Source organism: Micromonospora sp. NPDC005291 (assembly GCF_040607415.1).
Classification (GTDB): domain Bacteria; phylum Actinomycetota; class Actinomycetes; order Mycobacteriales; family Micromonosporaceae; genus Micromonospora.
The window spans coordinates 64,676-84,918 of sequence record NZ_JBEXGR010000026.1; the positions used below are offsets into that span (position 1 = coordinate 64,676).

The 20,243-nt window shown below is 72.4% G+C and carries 22 protein-coding genes and 1 riboswitch; of the genes, 16 read left to right on the forward strand and 6 right to left on the reverse strand.

Going from position 1 to position 20,243, the window contains the following annotated elements; all coding sequences use genetic code 11:
* Positions 1-3: 3 nt before the first annotated feature.
* From ABZT18_RS27485 to fabF, 6 genes are all read left to right on the forward strand, one after another.
* Positions 4-843, forward strand: coding sequence for a septum formation family protein (locus ABZT18_RS27485; protein WP_354996841.1), 840 nt, complete (start codon positions 4-6; stop codon positions 841-843).
* Between the two features lie 11 nt (positions 844-854).
* Positions 855-2,156, forward strand: a complete 1,302-nt coding sequence (locus ABZT18_RS27490; RefSeq protein ID WP_354996840.1) for a helix-turn-helix domain-containing protein — start codon at positions 855-857, stop codon at positions 2,154-2,156.
* Positions 2,157-2,234: 78 nt separating this feature from the next.
* Positions 2,235-3,161 (forward strand): ACP S-malonyltransferase, encoded by a 927-nt coding sequence (locus ABZT18_RS27495; RefSeq protein WP_354996839.1) that lies wholly within the window; start codon positions 2,235-2,237, stop codon positions 3,159-3,161.
* Positions 3,158-4,102, forward strand: a complete 945-nt coding sequence (locus ABZT18_RS27500) for a beta-ketoacyl-ACP synthase III (RefSeq protein ID WP_354996838.1) — start codon at positions 3,158-3,160, stop codon at positions 4,100-4,102. Before ABZT18_RS27495 ends, ABZT18_RS27500 begins: the two co-directional genes overlap by 4 nt.
* Before the next feature lie 86 nt (positions 4,103-4,188).
* Positions 4,189-4,428: an acyl carrier protein gene (locus ABZT18_RS27505; protein WP_354996837.1), complete on the forward strand. Its 240-nt coding sequence runs from the start codon at positions 4,189-4,191 to the stop codon at positions 4,426-4,428.
* A gap of 2 nt (positions 4,429-4,430) precedes the next feature.
* Positions 4,431-5,657, forward strand: a complete 1,227-nt coding sequence (fabF, locus tag ABZT18_RS27510) for a beta-ketoacyl-ACP synthase II (RefSeq protein WP_354996836.1) — start codon at positions 4,431-4,433, stop codon at positions 5,655-5,657.
* 68 nt (positions 5,658-5,725) lie between these two features.
* On the opposite strand, the gene ABZT18_RS27515 is transcribed toward fabF, so the two are convergent.
* From ABZT18_RS27515 to ABZT18_RS27525, 3 genes are all read right to left on the reverse strand, one after another.
* Positions 5,726-5,944, reverse strand: a complete 219-nt coding sequence (locus ABZT18_RS27515; protein WP_354996835.1) for a hypothetical protein — start codon at positions 5,942-5,944, stop codon at positions 5,726-5,728.
* A 77-nt stretch (positions 5,945-6,021) separates the two neighbouring features.
* Complete coding sequence (locus ABZT18_RS27520; protein ID WP_354996834.1) at positions 6,022-7,752, reverse strand: glycoside hydrolase family 3 protein; 1,731 nt, start codon at positions 7,750-7,752, stop codon at positions 6,022-6,024.
* 105 nt (positions 7,753-7,857) lie between these two features.
* Positions 7,858-8,349 (reverse strand): DUF3145 domain-containing protein, encoded by a 492-nt coding sequence (locus ABZT18_RS27525; protein WP_354996833.1) that lies wholly within the window; start codon positions 8,347-8,349, stop codon positions 7,858-7,860.
* Positions 8,350-8,656: 307 nt separating this feature from the next.
* Here ABZT18_RS27525 and ABZT18_RS27530 point away from each other — a divergent pair, with 307 nt between their 5' ends.
* Positions 8,657-8,986: a hypothetical protein gene (locus ABZT18_RS27530; RefSeq protein ID WP_099856326.1), complete on the forward strand. Its 330-nt coding sequence runs from the start codon at positions 8,657-8,659 to the stop codon at positions 8,984-8,986.
* A gap of 70 nt (positions 8,987-9,056) precedes the next feature.
* Here the strand turns inward: ABZT18_RS27530 and ABZT18_RS27535 are convergent, their stop codons facing one another.
* Positions 9,057-9,680 carry a carbonic anhydrase gene (locus ABZT18_RS27535; RefSeq protein WP_354996917.1) on the reverse strand — a complete coding sequence of 208 codons (624 nt, stop codon included), beginning with the start codon at positions 9,678-9,680 and terminating at the stop codon, positions 9,057-9,059.
* A 170-nt stretch (positions 9,681-9,850) separates the two neighbouring features.
* Here ABZT18_RS27535 and ABZT18_RS27540 point away from each other — a divergent pair, with 170 nt between their 5' ends.
* The 5 genes from ABZT18_RS27540 to ABZT18_RS27560 all read left to right on the forward strand — a co-directional run bounded on the left by ABZT18_RS27540 (position 9,851) and on the right by ABZT18_RS27560 (position 16,021).
* Complete coding sequence (locus ABZT18_RS27540; RefSeq protein ID WP_354996916.1) at positions 9,851-10,798, forward strand: alpha/beta hydrolase; 948 nt, start codon at positions 9,851-9,853, stop codon at positions 10,796-10,798.
* 107 nt (positions 10,799-10,905) lie between these two features.
* On the forward strand, positions 10,906-13,023 hold the full coding sequence (locus tag ABZT18_RS27545) for an AAA family ATPase (RefSeq protein WP_354996832.1): 2,118 nt from the start codon (positions 10,906-10,908) through the stop codon (positions 13,021-13,023).
* A gap of 106 nt (positions 13,024-13,129) precedes the next feature.
* On the forward strand, positions 13,130-14,044 hold the full coding sequence (locus tag ABZT18_RS27550) for a cation diffusion facilitator family transporter (RefSeq protein ID WP_354996831.1): 915 nt from the start codon (positions 13,130-13,132) through the stop codon (positions 14,042-14,044).
* A 142-nt stretch (positions 14,045-14,186) separates the two neighbouring features.
* Positions 14,187-14,317, forward strand: a riboswitch (cyclic di-AMP (ydaO/yuaA leader).
* Between the two features lie 56 nt (positions 14,318-14,373).
* Complete coding sequence (locus ABZT18_RS27555) at positions 14,374-15,390, forward strand: hypothetical protein (RefSeq protein ID WP_354996915.1); 1,017 nt, start codon at positions 14,374-14,376, stop codon at positions 15,388-15,390.
* 121 nt (positions 15,391-15,511) lie between these two features.
* Entirely contained in the window at positions 15,512-16,021 is a 510-nt protein-coding gene (locus ABZT18_RS27560) for a hypothetical protein (protein WP_354996830.1), read from the forward strand.
* A gap of 142 nt (positions 16,022-16,163) precedes the next feature.
* Here the strand turns inward: ABZT18_RS27560 and ABZT18_RS27565 are convergent, their stop codons facing one another.
* Positions 16,164-16,631 (reverse strand): SRPBCC family protein, encoded by a 468-nt coding sequence (locus tag ABZT18_RS27565; RefSeq protein ID WP_354996829.1) that lies wholly within the window; start codon positions 16,629-16,631, stop codon positions 16,164-16,166.
* 189 nt (positions 16,632-16,820) lie between these two features.
* Between ABZT18_RS27565 and ABZT18_RS27570 the strand changes: the two genes are divergently transcribed.
* Together ABZT18_RS27570 and ABZT18_RS27575 are read left to right on the forward strand one after the other, a co-directional pair.
* Complete coding sequence (locus tag ABZT18_RS27570) at positions 16,821-17,798, forward strand: PfkB family carbohydrate kinase (RefSeq protein ID WP_354996828.1); 978 nt, start codon at positions 16,821-16,823, stop codon at positions 17,796-17,798.
* Positions 17,795-18,622 carry a 5'/3'-nucleotidase SurE gene (locus tag ABZT18_RS27575; protein WP_354996827.1) on the forward strand — a complete coding sequence of 276 codons (828 nt, stop codon included), beginning with the start codon at positions 17,795-17,797 and terminating at the stop codon, positions 18,620-18,622. The genes ABZT18_RS27570 and ABZT18_RS27575 overlap by 4 nt, the downstream gene beginning before the upstream one ends.
* Positions 18,623-18,640: 18 nt before the next feature.
* Here ABZT18_RS27575 and ABZT18_RS27580 read toward each other — a convergent pair whose 3' ends face one another.
* Positions 18,641-19,006 (reverse strand): STAS domain-containing protein, encoded by a 366-nt coding sequence (locus ABZT18_RS27580; RefSeq protein WP_354996826.1) that lies wholly within the window; start codon positions 19,004-19,006, stop codon positions 18,641-18,643.
* Between the two features lie 386 nt (positions 19,007-19,392).
* Here ABZT18_RS27580 and ABZT18_RS27585 point away from each other — a divergent pair, with 386 nt between their 5' ends.
* A complete protein-coding gene (locus ABZT18_RS27585) occupies positions 19,393-19,533 on the forward strand; it encodes a hypothetical protein (protein ID WP_354996825.1) in 141 nt (46 codons plus the stop codon).
* A gap of 137 nt (positions 19,534-19,670) precedes the next feature.
* On the forward strand, positions 19,671-20,069 hold the full coding sequence (locus ABZT18_RS27590; RefSeq protein WP_354996824.1) for a hypothetical protein: 399 nt from the start codon (positions 19,671-19,673) through the stop codon (positions 20,067-20,069).
* The last annotated feature ends 174 nt before the right edge of the window (positions 20,070-20,243 follow it).

Here is a 20,243-nt window from a genome sequence, read left to right on the forward strand (position 1 = left end):
AACGTGCGACGGTCGTGGGGAACGACGATCCTTGTGGCGCTGACCGTGGGGGCGGGCGGTTGTGACAGCAGTCCCACCGAGGAGGCGACTTCGACCTTCGCCCCCAAGGCAGGGGTGTGTCACGCCACCGCCTCCGACGAGCGCAGCCCCGAGGCGTACACCCCAATCCCCTGCTCCTCGAAGCACGAGGCTGAGACGTTCCTGGTCGGCCGGATCGCCGGCGCGGAAGGCGCCGCGCCGGCGCCCCCGGCCGCCGACACCGAGGCGATCTGGCGGCTGTACGAATCCTGCGACACCGAGGCTGCTCGCTTCCTGGGCGGTGACTGGCGCGAGTCGCGGCTGGCGATGCGGGCGCTGACCCCGTCGGCGGCGCGCTGGAAGGCGGGTGAGCGGTGGTACCGCTGCGATCTGCTGGAGATGCATGCCGTGGACCGGTGGTTCCCGAATCCCGGGGCGAACAGCCTGCGGGGCGCCCTGACCAGCGATTCGCCGCTGCGGTACACCTGCTTCACCGATCCGTCGGAGTCCGGCGATCTGCCGCCCGCCTCCTGCACGGGGCCGCACGACACCGAGTTCGCCGGCATCTGGCGGGCTGACCCCGAGGTCGAGGAATTCACCGACGACATCACGGACGCGGGGCGCCTGTCCACCGTCGCCCGTTACGTCGGGTTGCCGGAGAGTGACGTGGGGAGCCGGTTCCAGGTGTTCGGGTTCAGCCCGGAGGGCGAGCCCGAGTGGCTGGCGGGCAGACCCAGCGCTCTGTGCTTCCTCCACAGCCCCGGTCGCGCGCTCAACAGTTCGGTGAAGGGTGCCGGTCTAACCGTCCTTCCGGCTATCCGCTGACCGGTGCCGGCGTGGATGGGCTGCTCACGACGTGTCAGGCTAGGGCGGTGAGTACGCCGGGCGGTGGAGAGCTGGCGGCCACGCTGCGCCGGATCGAGCGTTCGGCGGGAGCGTTGGCCACCTCCAGCGTGGCCCGGATGGACGAGACGCTGCCGTGGTTCCGGGCGCTGCCGGCCGACCAGCGCTCCTGGGTGATGCTGGTGGCCCAGGCGGGCGCCCGGTCGCTGGTGCAGTGGTTGCGCGACGGGGGCGGCACGGCGGACAGCACCCAGGAGGTTTCCGACGAGGTCTTCGCCGCCGCCCCCATCGCACTGGCCCGGTCGATCACCCTCCAGCAGACCGTGGCGTTGATCAAGGTGACCATCGACGTGGTCGAGGAGCAGGTGTCGCACCTGGCCGTCGAGGGCGAGGAGCAGCAACTGCGCGAAGCGGTGCTGCGCTTCTCCCGGGAGATCGCGTTCGCCGCCGCCCGGGTGTACGCGCGGGCCGCCGAGTCACGCGGCGCGTGGGACGCCCGGTTGCAGGCTCTGCTGGTCGACGCGTTGTTGCGCGGTGACTCGCCGGACGTGCTGGCCAGTCGGGCCGCCGCGCTCGGCTGGGCGGACGCGCCGCCGGTGGCGGTGGCGGTCGGTCGGTCGCCCGGCGGGGAGGTCTCGGCGGTGCTGCACGTGGTCTACCGGCAGGCCCGCCGGATCGGCGTGGAGGTGATCGGCGGGGTCCACGGTGACCGGTTGGTGATCGTGCTGGGTGGCGCGGCGGACCCGCTGACCGCCACCGCCAAGCTGCTGAGCGCGTTCGGGGACGGCCCGGTGGTGGTCGGCCCGGCCGTGCCCAGCCTGGATGAGGCGACCGAGTCGGCGCGGGCCGCGCTGTCCGGTTTCCGGGCGGCGCCGGCATGGCCCAGCGCCCCTCGCCCGGTGCCGGCCGCGGACCTGTTGCCGGAGCGGGCCCTCGCTGGCGACGCGGAGGCCCGTCGGCGGCTGCGGCACGACGTGTACGCGACCCTGGTGCGCGCCGGTGGCGAACTGCTGGCGACCCTGGACGCGTTCCTGGCCGCCGGTGGCACGCTGGAGAGCGCCGCCCGTGCGCTGTTCGTACACCCGAACACCGTGCGTTACCGGCTGCGGCGGATCGCCGAGGTCACCGGCTTCTCGCCGCTGGTTCCCCGGGACGCGTTCGCCCTTCAGGTCGCGCTGACCGTGGGTCGGTTGGATCCGGTCGCCCCGCTGACCTCACCCGTCCCGACTCAGACAATGACCCCGGCCACCCGGAAAACCACCCATACTGAGGATGATCCCCGCCGATCTTTGTAGGAAACCTCCAAAGGTCCTAGTGTGGTTTGGTCGGAGGCGGCACCGCTTTACCCACGCGTATCCGGGAGAGTCATAGGCGTGCTCGCCGTACTTAGTCCCGGCCAGGGTTCTCAGAAACCCGGCTTCCTGACTCCCTGGCTCGACCTGACCGGCACTGAGGCGCGCCTGCGCGAGTGGTCGGCGCTGGCCGGGGTCGACCTGATGCATCTGGGCACCGCCGCCGACGCCGACGAGATCAAGGACACCGCCCGCACCCAGCCGTTGCTGGTCGCCGCGGCGTTGCTCGCGGTCGAGCACCTGCCGCTGGACGGCGTCGCGCTCACCGCCGGCCACAGCGTCGGCGAGTTGGGTGCCGCCGCCGTGGCCGGTGTGCTGTCGGCCGAAGCCGCGATCACCCTCGCCGGCGTACGAGGCCGGGAGATGGCCGCCGCGTGCGCGCTGGAGCCGACCGGAATGGCCGCCGTGCTCGGCGGCGACCCCGACGACGTGCTCGCCGCGATCGAGGCGCACGGGTTGTATCCGGCCAACCGCAACGGCGCCGGGCAGATCGTCGCCGCCGGCGCGCTGGACGGGCTCGACAAGCTCGCCGCCGAGCCACCCGCCAGGGCCCGGATCATCCGACTCCAGGTGGCCGGCGCGTTCCACACCCCGTACATGGCCCCGGCCGAGACCGCGCTCGCCGCCGTCGCCGCCGGCATCACCTCCGCCGACCCGGCCCGGATCCTGCTGTCGAACCTCGACGGCACCGCGGTCGACAACGGTCCGGACATGGTGCAGCGCCTCGTCCGGCAGGTCACCGCGCCGGTGCGCTGGGACCTGTGCATGCGTACGCTGGCCGACCTCGGTGTCACCGGCGTGATCGAGCTGCCACCGGCCGGCACCCTCGCCGGGCTGGTCAAGCGGGACCTCAAGGGCGACGGCGCCCCGGAGATCGTCACCCTGAACACCCCGGACGACCTGCCGGCCGCACGGGACCTGATCGCCCGCATCGGAGGTCGCTCATGACTGGCAGTCGCATCGTCTCGATGGGGCACTACCAGCCGTCCCGGGTGGTGACCAACGACGAGATCGCCCAGCTCGTCGACACCAACGACGAGTGGATCCGCGACCGCGTCGGCATCGTCACCCGGCGGATCGCCGACAGCGAGACGGTGGCCGACATGGCCGCCGCCGCCGCCGGCAAGGCGCTGGCCAACTCCGGCCTGACCGCCGCCGACATCGACCTGGTCGTGGTCGCCACCTGCTCCTCCATCGACCGCAGCCCGAACGTGGCCTGCCGGGTCGCCGCCAAGCTGGGCATCGCCGCGCCGGGCGCGTTCGACGTCAACACCGCCTGCTCGGGCTTCGCCTACGCGCTGAGCATCGTCGACCACGCCATCCGGGCCGGCTCGTCGCGCAACGCGATCGTCATCGGGGCGGAGAAGCTCTCCGACTTCACCGACTGGACCGACCGCTCCACCTGCATCATCTTCGCGGACGGCGCTGGCGCCGCGGTGGTCACCGCCACCGCCGACGACGAGCCGGCCGGGATCGGCCCGGTGGTCTGGGGTTCGGCACCGGAAAAGAGCGACGCGGTCCGCATCGAGGGCTGGCGCCCGTACATCAAGCAGGAGGGGCAGTCGGTGTTCCGCTGGGCCACCACCGCGCTGGCGCCGCTCGCACGGCAGGCCTGTGAGCGGGCCGGGGTCGACCCGTCGGAGCTGGCCGCGTTCGTGCCGCACCAGGCCAACACCCGGATCATCGACGGCATCGTCAAGCGGCTCAACATCCCCAACGCGATCATCGCGAAGGACATCGTCGAGTCCGGCAACACCTCCGCGGCGAGCGTGCCGCTGGCCCTGTCCAAGCTGGTCGAGCGCCGGGAGGTGCCTTCGGGCGCACCGGTGCTGCTGTTCGGCTTCGGCGGTGGCCTGACCTACGCCGGTCAGGTCGTCCGTTGCCCCTGAAGACCCCCTCGGGCGCGTAGGCGTCGAGGAGTGGCGGTCGGCGACGCCGTCCGCCGGAGAACCCCCGATGAAAGGAACCAACCGCAATGACCCGTGACGAGATCACCACCGGCCTCGCCGAGATCCTCGAAGAGGTTGCCGGAGTGAACCCGGACGACGTGGCCGAGGGGAAGTCCTTCACCGACGACCTCGATGTCGACTCGCTCTCCATGGTGGAGGTCGTGGTGGCTGCCGAGGAGAAGTTCGGCGTCAAGATCCCGGACAACGAGGTGCAGAACCTCAAGACCGTCGGTGACGCTGTCAGCTACATCTCGGCGCAGTCCTGATCATGAGTCGTCCCGACGTCGTCGTCACCGGGCTCGGCGCGACGACCCCGCTTGGCGGGGACGTCGCGTCGACCTGGGACGCCATGCTCGCCGGCCGCTCCGGGGTGAGTGCCCTCACCCAGGAGTGGGCCGAGCAACTGCCGGTCCGGATCGCCGCCCAACTGGCCGTGGAGCCGTCCGAGGTGCTGGACCGGATCCGACTGCGCCGACTGGACCGTTCCGAGGCGATCGCGATCATCGCGGCGCAGCAGGCCTGGGCGGACGCCGGCCTCGCCGGCTCCGACCTCGACGGGGAGCGGCTGGCCGTCAGCGTCGGCTCCGGCATCGGCGGTGCCACCACCCTGCTCGCCCAGGACGACATCCTGGAGGCGTCCGGGCCGCGGCGGGTCTCCCCGCACACCATCCCGATGCTGATGCCGAACGGTCCGGCCGCCTGGGTCGGGCTCGAGCTGGGCGCCAAGGCCGGCGTGCACGCGGTGGCCAGCGCCTGCGCCACCGGCGCCGAGGCGATCGCACTGGGCCTGGACATCATCCGTTCCGGCCGCGCCGACGTGGTGGTGGCCGGCGGCACCGAGGCGGTCATCCACCCGCTGCCGATCGCCGGGTTCAGCTCGATGCGGGCCATGTCGACCCGCAACGACGACCCGGAGCGGGCTTCCCGCCCATGGGACAAGGGCCGGGACGGCTTTGTTCTCGGCGAGGGCGCCGGCGTCATCGTGCTGGAGCGGGCCGACCACGCCGCCGCCCGGGGTGCCCGGGTGTACGCGCGCCTCGCTGGCGCCGGCATCACCTCCGACGCGTACGACATCGTGCAGCCACACGCCGAGGGTGAGGGCGCCATCCGGGCCATCGCCAAGGCGATCGCGGACGCGGGTGTGGCCAAGCGGGACATCGTGCACGTCAACGCGCACGCCACCTCGACCCCGGTCGGGGACATGCTGGAGATCGGCGCGCTGCACAAGGCGCTCGGCGACCACCCGGTGCTGGCCGCGACCAAGTCGATGACCGGTCACCTGCTCGGTGCGGCCGGCGCGCTGGAGTCGATCGCCACCATCCTGGCCATCCGCGACAGTGTCGTTCCTCCGACGATCAACCTGGATGACCCGGAGGACGGGCTCACCCTGGAGGTCGCCGCCCACAAGGCACGCCACATGGAGATCCCCGCCGCGTTGAACAACGCGTTCGGCTTCGGCGGCCACAACGTGGCGCTGGTCTTCACGCGACCCTGAGATCCCGCTCCAAAAGTTAGAAGGGCCCCTTCCCATCGCCTGGCGATGAGAAGGGGCCCTGCCTTCGTTCAGGCACGGTTGCGGGGGTGCCGCTTCGCGGTGCGCTCGTTGCCGTGGCGGTAGTTGCCGGTCCAGCGGGCCATCACCAACTGCGGGTCGTCGTCGACCTCGGCGAGGAACTCCGCTGCCCGGCCACCGCGCAGCGTGCCGGCCACCCGCCCGTGGTGGGTGATCACCACCGTGCCGTCCGCGCGCTGGTCGTACCGAAAGCCCTGTGGCGCTGCCATGGCGCCGAGGTTGCCAGGCCGGTGCCGCCCGTGGCGAGGGGTTTTTGCGCCCGCGGGTCCGGAACGGTCGGAGTGGGTCAGGTGCCGCAGGTGGTGGCGGGCAGGCCGGTGACCGCCACCGGGGACCGGCCGCCCGGTCGGGCCTTGCCGGCCAGCACGGCGGCCAGTGCGGTCATCGACGCCCGGCTGGAGGAGTACGTGGCCAGCAGCGTCGGTGACGCCGCGTCAGCCAGCACGTACGGGGTGTCCATGGCAACCGTGACCGCCGCGTCGGCGCGCAGGTCGCTGGCGCCGTCGCCGTAGCCCACCAGGTGCACGATCGTGCCGCCGCTGGGCTTGACCGGCACACCGGCGGCGGTCAGAGCGGCGGTGAGCGCGGCCCTGGTGCCGTCCCGACCGGTGGAGGAGGTGACGGTGACCGGCCTGCGTACGGCGCCACCGCAGGTGCCCCGCAGCACGGTGACGGCGGCGGCGGCCAGCGCGTCGGCTGCCGCGCGGTGAGCCGGGGTGTTGAGCGTGGACATCTGCGCCGCCGGGAGCTCCGCGAGCCGGAACTTCATGGTCAGCACCCGGGTGACTGCCTCGACCAGCCGGGCCCGGGGCAGTGACCCGCCGCGCAACGCGGCGAGCAGCCCGTCGTACGCCTGGCCGACGTTCGGAGTCATCAGGATCAGGTCGTTACCGGCGTTCAGCGCTCGGACCGCCGCCTCTCCGGGCGCCCAGCGCTTCGCGGGTGGCATGTTCATCCCGTCGGTGATCACCACACCCTTGAAGCCGAGTTGGCCGCGCAGCACGTCGGTGAGCAGCTTGTGCGAGAAGGTCGCCGGGGTCCCCGGGTCGATCGCGCGCGCGTCCAGGTGGCCGGACATGACCGCCATCGCCCCGGCGTCGATCCCGGCGGTGAACGGCGGCCACGCGCCGCTCTGCAACGCCTCGGCGGACTGGGTGAGCACCGGCAGGTCCTGGTGCGAGTCGTCGGCGCTGTGGCCGTGCCCCGGGAAGTGCTTCAGGGTGGCCGCTACCCCGACCGCCTGTAGGCCGCGGACGGCACCGCCGACCTGGGCCCCGGCCTTCTGCGGGTCGGCGCCGTACGACCGGGAGCCGATCACGGTGCTGCGGGTGGCCAGCACGTCGGCCACCGGGGCGAAGTCGACGTTGATCCCCATGGCTGCCAGCTCGGTGCCGGCGGCACGCCAGGCGGCCTCGGTGAGCTTCGGGTCGCCGGCCGCGCCTGCCGCGAGGGCGCTGGGCAGCACGGTGACCCCGTCGGTCACCCGGGTGACGACGCCGTACTCCTGGTCGGTGCCGATCAGGAGTGGCGCGGGGCCGGCGGCGATCCGACCGGCGGCGACACGCAGCCCGGTGGTGAGCTCGTGCACCTGCTTCGGATTGTCGACGTTGGTGGTCTCCTGGTTGCCCTTGGTCGGGTCGTCGGCGCTGAATCCGACCAGGATCAGGCCACCCAGCCGGTACTTGGTGATCATGTCGGCGGGTGTGTCGACCCCGGCCAGCGCCTGGTTACCGGCCGCCGAGCCGGCGGAGACCTTCGTCGCCGAGTCGCCGTAGGCGTATGGCATCAGCACCTGGCCGACCAGATCTTCGTCGGACAGTGTGGCGACCAGCGCGGCGGCACGGGCGGCGGGGTCACCGGCCGGCGGCGCGGCGGGGGTGCTGGTGCTGGGGCCGGCGGAGGTGATGGCCGGGTCGGGCGTCGGGGCGGGGCGGTCCGGGGCACCCGAGCAGCCGGAGAGGAGCAGAGCGGTCAGGGCGGCGGCAGCGACACTGGCGCGCCACGGGCGATTCGACACGCCACCTATCCCACCAGTTCCCCCTTATCAGGGCAACTTGACCTTACCGCCCGCACGCCCCCAGCTACAGCGTGCTGGCTGGTGGCCGACTCGCACGCCGCCGGGTCAGCCGACCCGCGTGAGCAAGGTCACCGGGGCGCCGTCGCCGGCGTACCGGTAGGGCTCCAGGTCCGCGTCCCACGCGGTGCCGAGCGCCTTGTCCAGGGCGTGCGCCAACGCCTCCGGGGCCCGGGAAGCGACCATCAGGGCCCGCAGCCGGTCCTCGCCGAGTTGGATGTCGCCGGCCACGCCGACGGTGGCCCGGAACAGACCACGGGCCGGCACGTACATGAAACGCTCACCGTCGGCGCCGGGGCTCGGCTCCTCGGTGACCTCGAAACGGATCATGGGCCACTGCCGTAGGGCAGCAGCCAGATCGGCGCCCGTTCCCGGACGACCGGTCCACCCGCACTCGGCCCGGCGTGCGCCGGGGTCGACGGGTTGTGCCGTCCACTGCAGGTTGACCGGCGCGGCTAGGACGCGCGCGATCGCCCACTCGACGTGCGAGCACACGGCGAGTGGGGTCGAGTGGACGTATACGACGCCACGCGTTGGCACGGTGACCTCCCGGAGAGCGAGGTGCGTCTTCCCCTACGACCTCGTCCACCCAGGTGGTTACTGCAACACATGATTACTCCTGTGGCGGGTGGTGCGCCAGGGAATCGGAAAAAACGCCGGGTGGAATAGCCGGACGGGTGGTCGCCGTTACCTCTCAGGACACCGCGACGACCAGCATGATGTCGTGGTCCTGTACAGTTCCACCGGCGGCTTATGCCGCGTTAGACCTTCGCGGGCCGAGTCAGTGGGGCCCGCACACAGCCCCCGGACGTCCAGTCCTCCCGTACGTCTTGCAAGGAGTACCTCCGTGGCGAGCAACACCTCTAAGACCGCGCGCGCGTCCGTCCGGGCCGGCCAGGCTGGCCAGGGTGGCGCCCTCAGCGTGCTGGGCGAGTTCAAGTACCTCATCCCGCTCAACGGCGGCAAGCACGCCTACGTGCGGAACCTGACCAACGGCAAGACCGCGCACCTGCGCACGGACTCCGACGCCTTCGTCGAGGAGATCCGCGTGCTGGCCGCCGCCGGCCACGCCACCAAGATCCGGGCAGAGATCAACAACCTGGCTGCCACCCACCCGGGTGACGGCTGGGAGGCCACCGAGAAGCGCCTGGTCGCGGCCGGCGTCTTCGAGGGCTGAGCCCTTCCCCACCGCATCAGCTGAACCGCCCGCCGGAGATCCGGCGGGCGGTTTCGCGTTCCGGGACGGTTCAGCCCTGGTCGAGCAGAGCGACCTCGCCGGTGGCCAGGTCGTAGAGGCCGCCGACCACGGCGACCCGGCCCGTGGCGACCGGTCCGGCCAGCAGGTCGTCCTCGCGCAGGGTCTGCACCGTGCGCCGGACGTGCCGGCGGATCGCCAGCGGATGCACCGCCGGATCGTCGATCCCCGCCTCGGTCACCGCCGGGGCGATCTCGTCCACCAGGTGCGCCAGCGAGCCCCCGGGCCGCTGCCCGGTCCGCAGCGCGTCCACCGCGGCACCCACAGCGCCGCACCGCTCGTGGCCGAGGACCATGACCAGCGGTACGCCGAGCTGGCCGACCACGTACTCGATCGAGCCGCACACCGCGCGATCGAGCACGTGCCCACCGGTACGGATCACGCAGATCGCGCCGAAGGTCTGGTCGAAGATCGCCTCCAGCGGCACCCGCGAGTCGATGCAGCCGAGCACCACGGCGTATGGCTGCTGGTCGCCGGAGGCGGCCGCGGCGGCCGTCACGTCGTGTCCATGCACCGGCTGGCCGCTGACGAACCGCCGATTGCCGGCGAGCAGATCGGCCAGCGCGGCGCGCGGCGTGCCACCGGCCTGCCGCCCCTGCCCCGACGTCCCGCCCATGGGCGATCCCGACGACACCATGCCGTTCAGCTTGGACCGCCGCCGCCGACCACGGGCGGCGTCGGGAATGTTAGCCACGGCGCGATTGGCGTGCTGTCATGGCGGGTAGCCCGTGTTACCGCCGGGTATCGGAGGTGCTGGTGGTGCCGGGCGGCCCTGGGGAGGTGGCGATGCCGGAGCGGTTCGAGGTCGGTCTGCCGGACGGCGTACGGCTCAACGTCGAGGCGACAGGGCCGACGGACGCCCAGGTCACCGCCATCCTGCTGCACGGCTGGACGCTGGATGGACGCGCCTGGCACCGGCAGGTCGACGCGCTCACCGCCTCGTCGCTCGACGGGGCGGTGCGGGTGGTCACCTACGACGCGCGGGGGCACGGCCGGTCCAGCTGCATGGCGCTGCCCACGGCCACCCTGGCCCAGCTCGGCGACGACCTGGTCGCGGTGATCGACGCGGTGGCACCGGCCGGGCCGGTGCTCCTGGTCGGGCACTCGCTGGGCGGCATGACGATCATGGAGTACGCCCACCGCCACCCCGCGCACTTCGCCGCCCGTACGGCGGGGCTGGTCTTCGTCTCGACCACCGCCGAGGGGCACACACACACCGTCTACGGGCTCTCGCCGCGGATCGCCCGGCTGATCCGGCTGGCCGAGACGACCGGTGCCGGCGTGCTGGCCCGGTGCGGCTCGTGGCGAGCGCCCCGGGCGCTGCTGAACGCGCTGCAACCGAGCATCCGGTGGATGCTCTTCGGCGACCGCTGCGAGCCGGCCGACATCCGCCTGGTGACCTCGGCGGTGGCTCGTGCCTCGCTGCGCTCGATCGGCGGGTTCCGCGCCTCCATCGGCACCCAGCACCGGCTGGACACCCTCGCCGCGTTGGCCCACCTGCCGGCCGCCGCCCTGGTCGGCGACCGGGACCGGCTGACCCCACCGCCGTGCGCCGAGTCGATCGCCGCGGCCCTGCCGGCCACCGAGCTGACCGTCTGCCCGGGTGCCGGGCACATGCTCATGATGGAGCGCCCGGACGAGGTGAACGCCGCCCTGACCGGCGTCCTGCGTCGGGTGCTCGCCGAACAGCCGCCCCGCACGCACGGCACAACCCCCGCCACGACGGGTGTCTGACCCCGTTCCCGCACCTCGGGCGCGGCGGGCCGGGCCGGAGGCCGTACCCTTCTGCGTTGGCCCGCGCGGTTCCCGCCGCTTGCCGGCGATCTTCGAAGGAGCATGCGTTGACCGACCAGACCGGCCTGGAGCAGGAGATCGCCGCCGAGCAACGCCACCTCGACCGGGTGTACGCCCGACTGGCCGAACTGCGGCGCTCGGCGGTCCGCGCCGAGCGCGACGGCTACCGGATGGCCCGGGTGGGCACGTTCGGTGCGCTGGTCGAACGCGACGCGATGGTCTTCCACGCGGCGCAGCGGCGGCACACCCTGGATGCCGAGCATGAGGGGCTGGTCTTCGGTCGGATGGACCTGCGCGACCGTCAGGTGCTGCACGTCGGGCGACTCGGGATCCGGGACGAGGACGCCACCACGCTGGTCGTCGACTGGCGGGCTCCGGCCGCCGCCGCCTTCTACCAGGCCACCCCGGCGCAATCGCTGGATCTGGTGCGCCGCCGCACGATCCAGACCCGCGGCGAGCGGGTCACCCGGATCGAGGACGAGTTGCTGGACCCGACCGCCGCCCCGGAGGGGATGACGGTCGTCGGCGACGGCGCGTTGCTGGCCACCCTGTCCAAGGCCACCGGCCGGGGCATGCGGGACATCGTGGCGACCATCCAGCGGGAGCAGGACGAGGCGATCCGCTCGCCCAGCTCCGGGGTGACGATCGTCGCGGGCGGCCCGGGCACCGGCAAGACCGCGGTAGCTCTGCACCGGGCCGCGTTCCTGCTCTACTCCGACCGCAGCCGGTACGCGGGCGGCGGCATCCTGGTGGTCGGCCCGTCATCGGTCTTCGTCGAGTACATTGCCTCGGTTCTGCCGTCGCTCGGTGAGGACACGGCGACCCTGCACTCGCTGGGGACCCTCTTCCCGGGGATGACCGCCACTCGCACCGATCCGCCCGAGGTGGCCGCGGTGAAGGGGTCGCTGCGGATGCGGCAGGTGCTGGAGCGGGCGGCCCGTGACGCGGTGCCCGGCGGCCCGGGTGAGCTGCGGCTGCTCTACCGGGGCACGCTGCTGCGGCTGGACCGGGCCGCGCTGGACCGGGTCCGGGATCGCGCGCTGCAACGGGGCGCCCGACGCAACGAGGTGCGCCGGGCCGGCTTCGACGGGGTCTTCGCCGCGCTCTGGGCCCAGGCCCGCGAGGTGGGCATCACTCAACTGCCGGAGCAGCGGGCCTTCGAGGCCGAGATCGCCGAGCGGCCGGAGTTCCGGGAGTTCCTCAAGGCGTGGTGGCCGCGGCTGCACCCTCGGCACGTGCTCGGCTGGCTGGCGCAGCCGGACCGGCTGCGCCGGTACGCCTCGGGAATCCTCTCCTCCGCGGAGATCCGGCTGCTCAACGCCGCGTACCGGAGTCTGGAATCGGCCGGGCTGACCATCGCTGACGTGGCACTGCTGGACGAGTTGGACGCGCTGCTCGGTAAGCCGGCGCAGCCGGCCCGGGCCCGGCGTGACCCGTTCCAGCTCGCTGGCGGCGTACGCGAGCTGAGCACCCTCGGCGACCGGCAGCGGGCCGCGCGTGCGGCGGCTCGGGAGCGCCCGGCGGACTACCGGGATTACGCGCATGTGGTGGTGGATGAGGCCCAGGACGTCTCACCGATGCAGTGGCGGATGATCGGTCGACGTGGCCGCCTGGCCTCCTGGACGGTGGTGGGTGACCCCGCGCAGACCGCGTGGACCGGCCACCCCGACGAGCTGGACCGGGCCCGGGACCAGGCGCTGGGCCGGCGCAAGCGGCACGATTTCACGCTCACCACCAACTACCGCAACTCGGCGGAGATCTTCGCGGTGGCGGCGGCGGAGATCCGCCGGCTCTACCCTGACCTGCCGCTGCCGACCGCCGTCCGCTCCACCGGGGTCGATCCGGTCGAGCTGGTGGTGCCCGCGACGGGGTTGGAGACGGCGATCGTGGAGGCGGCCGCCGGCCTGCTGGCCGAGGTGGAGGGCACCGTCGGGGTGATCACGCCGGTCCCCCGCCGCGACGAGGTCGTCGGCTGGCTCGGCGCGCTCGACGCACCAAGGTTGCAGGTGGTGACCAGCCTTGAGGCCAAGGGCATGGAGTACGACGCGGTGGTGCTGGTCGCACCGAGCGAGATCCGGGCGGATCCGGGTGCCGGGGTGCGCACCCTGTACGTCGCGCTCTCCCGGGCCACTCAGCGACTCACCACCATCGACCCGACCGGCTGATCCGTGCTGGTGGCTGCCGGCGAGCGTCGCCGGCCGTACACTTGCATACATAGCGATGTGAGCATACATTTGACCGGGTCCTGACTGGCAGCGGAGGGTGTATCTCGTGGGCGCAGGTCATGACCACCATGGGTCGGTCGCCAATGCCGCACATCGGCACAGGGGTCGACTCTGGGCGGCGTTCGGCCTGCTCGCCACCCTGATGGTGGTCGAGGCGGTGGCCGCCCTGCACACCGGCTCGCTCGCCCTGCTCTCCGACGCCGGGCACATGTTCACCGACGTGCTCGGCATCGGGATGGCGCTCGCCGCGATCACCGCGACCCGGCGCGCCACCGGCGACCCGCAACGCACCTTCGGGCTCTACCGACTCGAGGTGCTCGCCGCGCTCGCCAACGCCGTCCTGCTCTCCGGCGTCGCGGTCTACGTGGTGATCGAGGCGATCCGCCGCTTCGGCGACCCCCACGAGGTCATCGCCGGCCCGATGCTCGCGGTGGCCGTGCTCGGCCTGCTCGCGAACATCGTCGCCTTCGCCCTGCTCCGTGTCGGCGCCCGGGAGAGCATCAACCTCCAGGGCGCCTACCTGGAGGTGCTCGGCGACCTGCTCGGCTCGCTCGGCGTGATCGGCGCGGCACTGCTCATCACCGCCACCGACTGGTGGTGGGCCGACCCACTGGTCGCGGTCGCCATCGGCGTGTTCATCCTGCCGCGCACCTGGCGGCTGGCCCGCGCCGCCGTCCGCATCCTGGTGCAGGCCGCCCCGGAACACCTCCAGGTGACCGCCGTGCACGACCGGTTGGCCGCAGTGCCCGGTGTGGTCGAGGTGCACGACCTGCACGTCTGGACGCTCACCTCAGGCATGGACGTGGCCTCCGCACACCTGACCATGGCACCCGGCGCGGAGGTCGGCGCGGTGCTCACCGCGGCGCGTACGGCCCTGCACGACGACTTCCGGATCGAGCACGCGACGTTGCAGATCGAGCCCAGCGCCGCCTCCGGGGCCTGCGGCCCGGTCGAGTGGTGACAGCCTTTTGGGAGCTTTCCTCGGCTTCGCCGGATATTGCCGTGACGACGTACGCACCGTCCGTCACATCGGCTGCAACTGCCCCACCGGCACCGGTAGGCTCGGTCCCGGCCTCCACCAGGCGGCGCCCTCCCGGCGCCGGTGATGGTCGCCGCCTAATCGCCCGAGTGGCGAACCGGGGAACCACGTTCCTGGGGTGCATCCGCGTCAGCGGTAGGGATCTTCCGTCCCGAACCCGTCAGCTAACCCGGTCGGCGGCTAACGGAAGGACATGCGCAGTGGCACCAGCACGACCACCCTCCGCCCGACTGGCGGCCCTGATCGTCGCGATGTTCGCCCTCAGCGTCGCGCTCCCGGCCGGCGCCGCCTCGGCCGCACCCCCGAGCGGCCTCCGGGCCGCCGCCGCACCCGACTCCGACGAAGAGGGCGGCACCCCGGCGCTGCGGGCCCAACTCGACGCGGCCAGCAAGGGCTACCTGGACGCGAAGCGCGCCCTGGACACCTCCGTGCAGCGGCAGCAGCAGCTCGCCACCCAACTGAAGACCACCGAGGCCGAGCTCGACCAGCGCAGCGGCAAGGTTGGCGAGATCGCCGGGGTGGCGTATCGCACCGGCCGGCTCGGCGCGATGTCGGCGCTGCTCAACAGCAACACCCCCGAGGGCTTCATGGATCGGGCCGCCGCACTGGACGCGGTGGCCGCCAACGAGGACCGGGTGCTGCGCGACCTGCTCGCCACCAAGGACCAGGCCAACCGCACCCGGGTCGCCCTGGACGGCGAGATCATTGAACAGCGCAAGCAGGTCGCGGTGATGGCCAAGCGCAAGGAGCAGGCCGAACGGGCCCTGACCGTGGCCACCACGCCCAAGCCGCGGACCACTGTGGACACCGGCTCCAACCGGGGCACCTCCGCCGCCAACGCGACGGCCGCACCGCGCAACTCCGACGGCTCCTGGCCGTCGGAGTCGTGCAGCGTCAACGACCCCACCCCGGCCAGCGGCTGCATCACCCCGCGCACCCTGCACGCGCTGAATCAGGCCAAGGCCGCTGGCTTCACCCGGTACGTCTCCTGCCACCGCCCCAGCGGCTCCGGTGAACACCCGAAGGGCCGGGCCTGCGACTTCGCCGCGCAGAAGGGTGGCTTCGGCAGCGACGCCACCGGCGGCGACAAGACCTACGGCAACAACCTGGCCGCGTACTTCATCCGCAACGCCGATCGGCTCGCCGTGCTGTACGTGATCTGGTACAGGCAGATCTGGCTGCCCAGCAGCGGGTGGAAGTCGTACAGCGGGGCGGGTGGCGACCCGTCCAGCGACCACACCAACCACGTGCACCTGTCGGTCTACTGACCGATCCGTGGTCGGTGCCTCCCACACACGGGGGCACCGACCACGGCTACGTCACAGGGCGTACCCCTGATGTCGCCGGCCGTCGGACGACCCGGTCAGCGTCGGCGGGCAGCATCGCGGTATGCGACGGATCCCACCCATCGCCCGCAAGGGGCTGCTCACCCTGCACCTGGTCACCTCGCTCGGCTGGCTCGGCGCCGACCTGGTGCTGCTCACCCTCGGCATCGCCGTGCAGCGTGGCGCCGACCCGGCCGTGATGTATCCGGTCGCGGCACTGGTCGGCACCGTGCTGTTCGCGCCGCTGAGCGTGCTGGTCTGGCTGATCGGCGTCACCAGCGCGCTGCTCACCCCGTGGGGTCTGCTGCGCTACCGCTGGGTGCTGGTCAAGCTGGTGCTCACCACGGTGATGGTCGGGCTGGTGCTCTTCCTGCTCACCCCGAATCTGCGGCACGCCGGTGCGGTGGGCGCCACCCTGCCCGCGCGGGATCGCGCCGACCTGGTGATCGCACCCGCGGTGTCGACCAGCCTGATGATCATCGCGACGGTGCTGTCCACCTACAAGCCGTGGGGCCGGCGGCGCGGGACGCGACCCATCCTGGCGAGTCGTGATCGCGCTGCAACCAGGATGTAGTGGCCTCCAGGCTGCCCGAAGGCCACTACATCCACGATCAAGCACGATCATGGTGCGGGGTGCGGGGTGCGGGGTGCGGGGTGCGGGGTGCGGGGTGCGGGGTGCGGGGTGCGGGGTGCGGGGTGCGCGGGGTGCGGGCGGGTCAGGCGGGCGGTGGGGGGTCGCCTGCGCGGTCGAGGGCCGCGCCGAGCCGGGTGGCCAGGGCGAGGTGAGCGACCCGGGCCTGGCGGAACGCGTACCGGAACAGCAGCGTCGGCGCGCTCAGGGTGATCTCGACGTCGATCCGGACCAGGCCGTCCGGCTCGGCGCGCAGCCGGGTGTGGTTGCGTACCGTGGTGGCCGGCCACTGGCGGGCCACCGTGACGATCTCGTCGTCCTCGCTGATCAGCACGTCCGCGTGGTAGGTGGTCCGGAAGTGCAGCGGCCCGGCCGCCAGGCGGTCGTTGATCGTGTAGCTGGCCCGTGCGCCGGGTCGGGGCGACAGTCGGCGGACCCGGACGATCAGCGGGTGCAGCTCACCCTGCCGGGTCAGGTCGCTGAGAAACGCCGCCGCCTCGGCTGGCGAGCAGCGGGCCTGGACGGTGTAGCTGAAGGTATCGCTGCTGAGCACGCCGTCTCCCGCCATCGCTGGTCGCACGATCGTCCCGTACCGATGTCTGGCTGGCAACGCCCGACGGCCGCCAACGCCTGGACGAACCCGGGGTGATGCGATGCCGTGGCACCACCTGTCCCATTAGGGTCGGTTAGTGAAGAATCACCGGACGGTGCTGAGGGCGGACATCATGAACGGCGACGGCCGGTGAGTGGGCACGTGATGGTCTTCGCGCCCACTCCGCAGCTGACGGTGACCGTGGACCAGCCGAACGACCACCCCGAGCTGCACCTGCACCCCGGCGGCCAGGGCGTCTGGCAGGCCCGGATGGTGATGTCGCTCGGTGTGGACGTGGTGCTCTGCGCCGCCCTCGGCGGGGAGATCGGGCAGGTGTTGGAGCCGCTGCTGGTCAGCGAGGGCGTGGACCTCAAGGTGGTGGTCCGCGACTCCGGTAGCGGCGGGTACGTGCACGACCGCCGGGACGGCTCCCGGCAGGAGATCGCCGACGTCCCCGGGCAGCCGCTGAGCTGGCACGAGCTCGACGAGCTGTACAACCTGGCCCTCGGCGAGGGCCTACGGGCCGCGGTGTGCGTGCTCAGTGGGCCGAACGAGCCGTGGCTCGTCCCGGCCGACCTGTACCGGCGCTTCGCCGCCGACCTCGGCGCCAACGGCGGCCGGGTGGTGGTCGACCTCTCCGGCGATCACCTCGGCTCGGTCCTGGAGAGCGGTGTGTTCTTCCTCAAGGTGAGCCACGAGGAGCTGATCCGCGACGGCCGCGCCCGCAGCGACGACAGCCTGGAGCTGACCCGGGCCATGTACGAACTGCATGCCGCCGGCGCCGAGACGGTGGTGGTGAGCCGGGCCGACCAGCCGGCGCTGGCGCTCATCGACGGCGAGCTGTTCGAGGTCGAGATGCCCCGGTTGGAGGCCGCCGACCCGCGCGGAGCGGGCGACTCCATGACCGCCGGGGTGGCGGCCGTCCTGGCCAACGGCGGGGACATCCGGACCGCCATCCGGACCGGCGCCGCCGCCGGCGCGCTGAACGTGACACGGCACGGCCTGGGCACCGGGCGGTTGGACTCGATCACCGGCCTGGTGGACCGGGTCCGGCTGGTGCCGGCGGACAGCCGACCGCAGGAGCGGACCACCCCCGACGAACTGGCCGACCGGGTGGTCGAGCGATGACGTTGCGCGTGCTGATCACCAACGACGACGGGATCGCCGCACCGGGCATCCAGGCACTGGCCTGGGCGGCCGCGCAGCGCGGCCTGGATGTGGTGGTCGCCGCGCCGTTGGAGGAGGCGAGCGGCACCAGCGCCGCGATGAGCGCCGTGGAGCGGGACGGACGGGTCGTGGTGAACGACCACCCGCTGCCGGACCTGGCGGGCGTACCGGCGTACGGGGTCGGTGGCTCCCCCGGCTTCATCACGCTGATCGCCCTGCACGGCGCGTTCGGCCCTCCACCGTCGGTGGTGCTCTCCGGTGTCAACCGTGGCGCCAACGCCGGCCGGGCCGTGCTGCACTCCGGGACGGTGGGCGCCGCGTTCACGGCCGCCACGAACGGCTGCCGGGCGATGGCGGTCTCCCTCGACGTGCTCTCCGCCGGCGAGGCGACGGCTGCGAGCGGTGGCGCCGCGGTGGACGCCGCCGCCCGGGTACGCGACTCCGAACGGCACTGGAGCACCGCCGCGCGGGTCGCCCTGGACCTGCTCCCCCGGTTGACCTCCGCGCCGATGGAGAGCGTGCTCAACGTAAACGCCCCGGACCTGCCGCACGGGCGGCTGCGTGGGGTCCGCCGGGGCACACTGGCCAGCTTCGGGCAGGTGCAGATGACGGTGGCCGAATCCGGCCACGGCTTCGTCCGTACCTCGCTGGAGGAGCCGGGGCAGGCCGCGCAGCCCGGCACGGACGTGGCGTTGCTGGCCGCCGGGTACGCCTCGGTGACGGCCATCCGAGCGGTCACCGAAGCGACCGACATCGACCTGACCGGTTTGGACGAGCAGCCCTGACGGGGATGCCCGGTGCGCTCAGGCGCCGGGGAGAACCTCGGGAGTGGCGGCGGCGCCGGCGAAGTAGGGCTCCGGGGCGCCGAACAGACCGAGCAGGCCGGTCACCCAGAGCTGCCGGTGCACGAACCGGCTCGGCTCGGTGACCAGCAGCTTGACGCCGCTGACCTCGGCCGTCTGGAAGCCGGCGACCATGGCGCTGATGCCGACGGAGTCGATGAAGGTGACCAGCCTCATGTTCAGCTCGATGCGGAGTGGGCGGCCCTTGGCCAGCACCTCCGCGATCGCCTCGCGCACCTCGTACGCTGTGTCGACGTCGATCTCGCCCCGCGGGGCGATCTCGACGACACCACCGGACAGAACCGACTTCACGATCGACAGGCTCACGCGAGCACCTCCACCCGCCCGTCCCCCGGGCGCCTCATCAGTACGCGGGCCGCGACCGAGAGTATTCCTCCGACAGCCTCGGTCGCCACCCCTCGGGATGAGCAATTCGCGGATCCGGACCGACAAAGCGGCCCATATCCGGACTTTTCAGTATCTGATTACTCAACACTGTTCGTTATCTGACCATCGACGATCGGTCCTCACCGACGCGCCGCCGGACCAGGGTAGCGGTCCGGACCCCGCGCGCCGGACAACCGGCCCACGACGTCCGGCTGCCCCGCGTGCCACCGGCGTGTCGTTCACGACCCCCGGCCCGATCCGTGCCCACGGTTGCCGACGCCACCTAGCATCGGCCGGGACACCCACCGTGACGGAGAGGACCTTCGATGATCAAGCGACTTGCCGGGTTGGCCGGCGTCGGCGTTCTGCTCGCCCTCGTACTGGCCTGCGGTTTCGGTGGTGGAGGCGATGACGACGACGATGACGACGACTTCGCCCGGGGCGTCGCCGTGGTGGTGGCGCGTTGAGCTATCGGTGATCCGCAGCGGTCGGGTTTGCGCCCGGCCGACGCGGGGCACTGCGGGGTTAGGTGAACCGTGACGCGCTGGGAAGACGCCGAAGTCCGAAGTGGCCGGCGGCTTCGGCACCTGAGGAGGTAACCACGATGTTCGGAACCAATCTGCTGGACCGCCGCGGCAAGTCGGAGCGAATCGCGGGCCAGGCGTGGGAAAACCTCGCCTCGGCCGTCAGCTCCGCCGGAGACAGTGTGCGGGACACCGCCCGCTCGGCCCGTCGCAACAGCAACGGCCTGGCCGACGGGGCGGGTGACCTGGTGGGCTCCGCCGCCGAAGAGGCGCGACGCCGGGCCTCACGGGCCTTCGACGCGCTCGCCGGCCGCCAGCCGGCACTGCCCTGGACGCTGCTGATCGGCGCCGCGCTCGTCGGCGCAGCGGTCGGCTGGGCCGTCGGCTCCGCCGCGCGGGCCGCCGGCAGCCGGGACGACCACGCCGTCGACGACGTGGAGTTCGTCGACGTCGACCGCCCCAACTCCCCCGCAGTCTGAACAACAGCGCCACCACGGGGCCCCGCTCGACCCAGGTCGAGCGGGGCCCCGTCGCGCACCACCACCGCCCCACCGCCCCCGCCCCGCCCCGCCCCGCCCCGCCCCGTCGATCATGGAGTTGTGGTGGTGGACGAAAGTAGCGAGCCCCAGCATTCCGCCCACCACAACTCCATG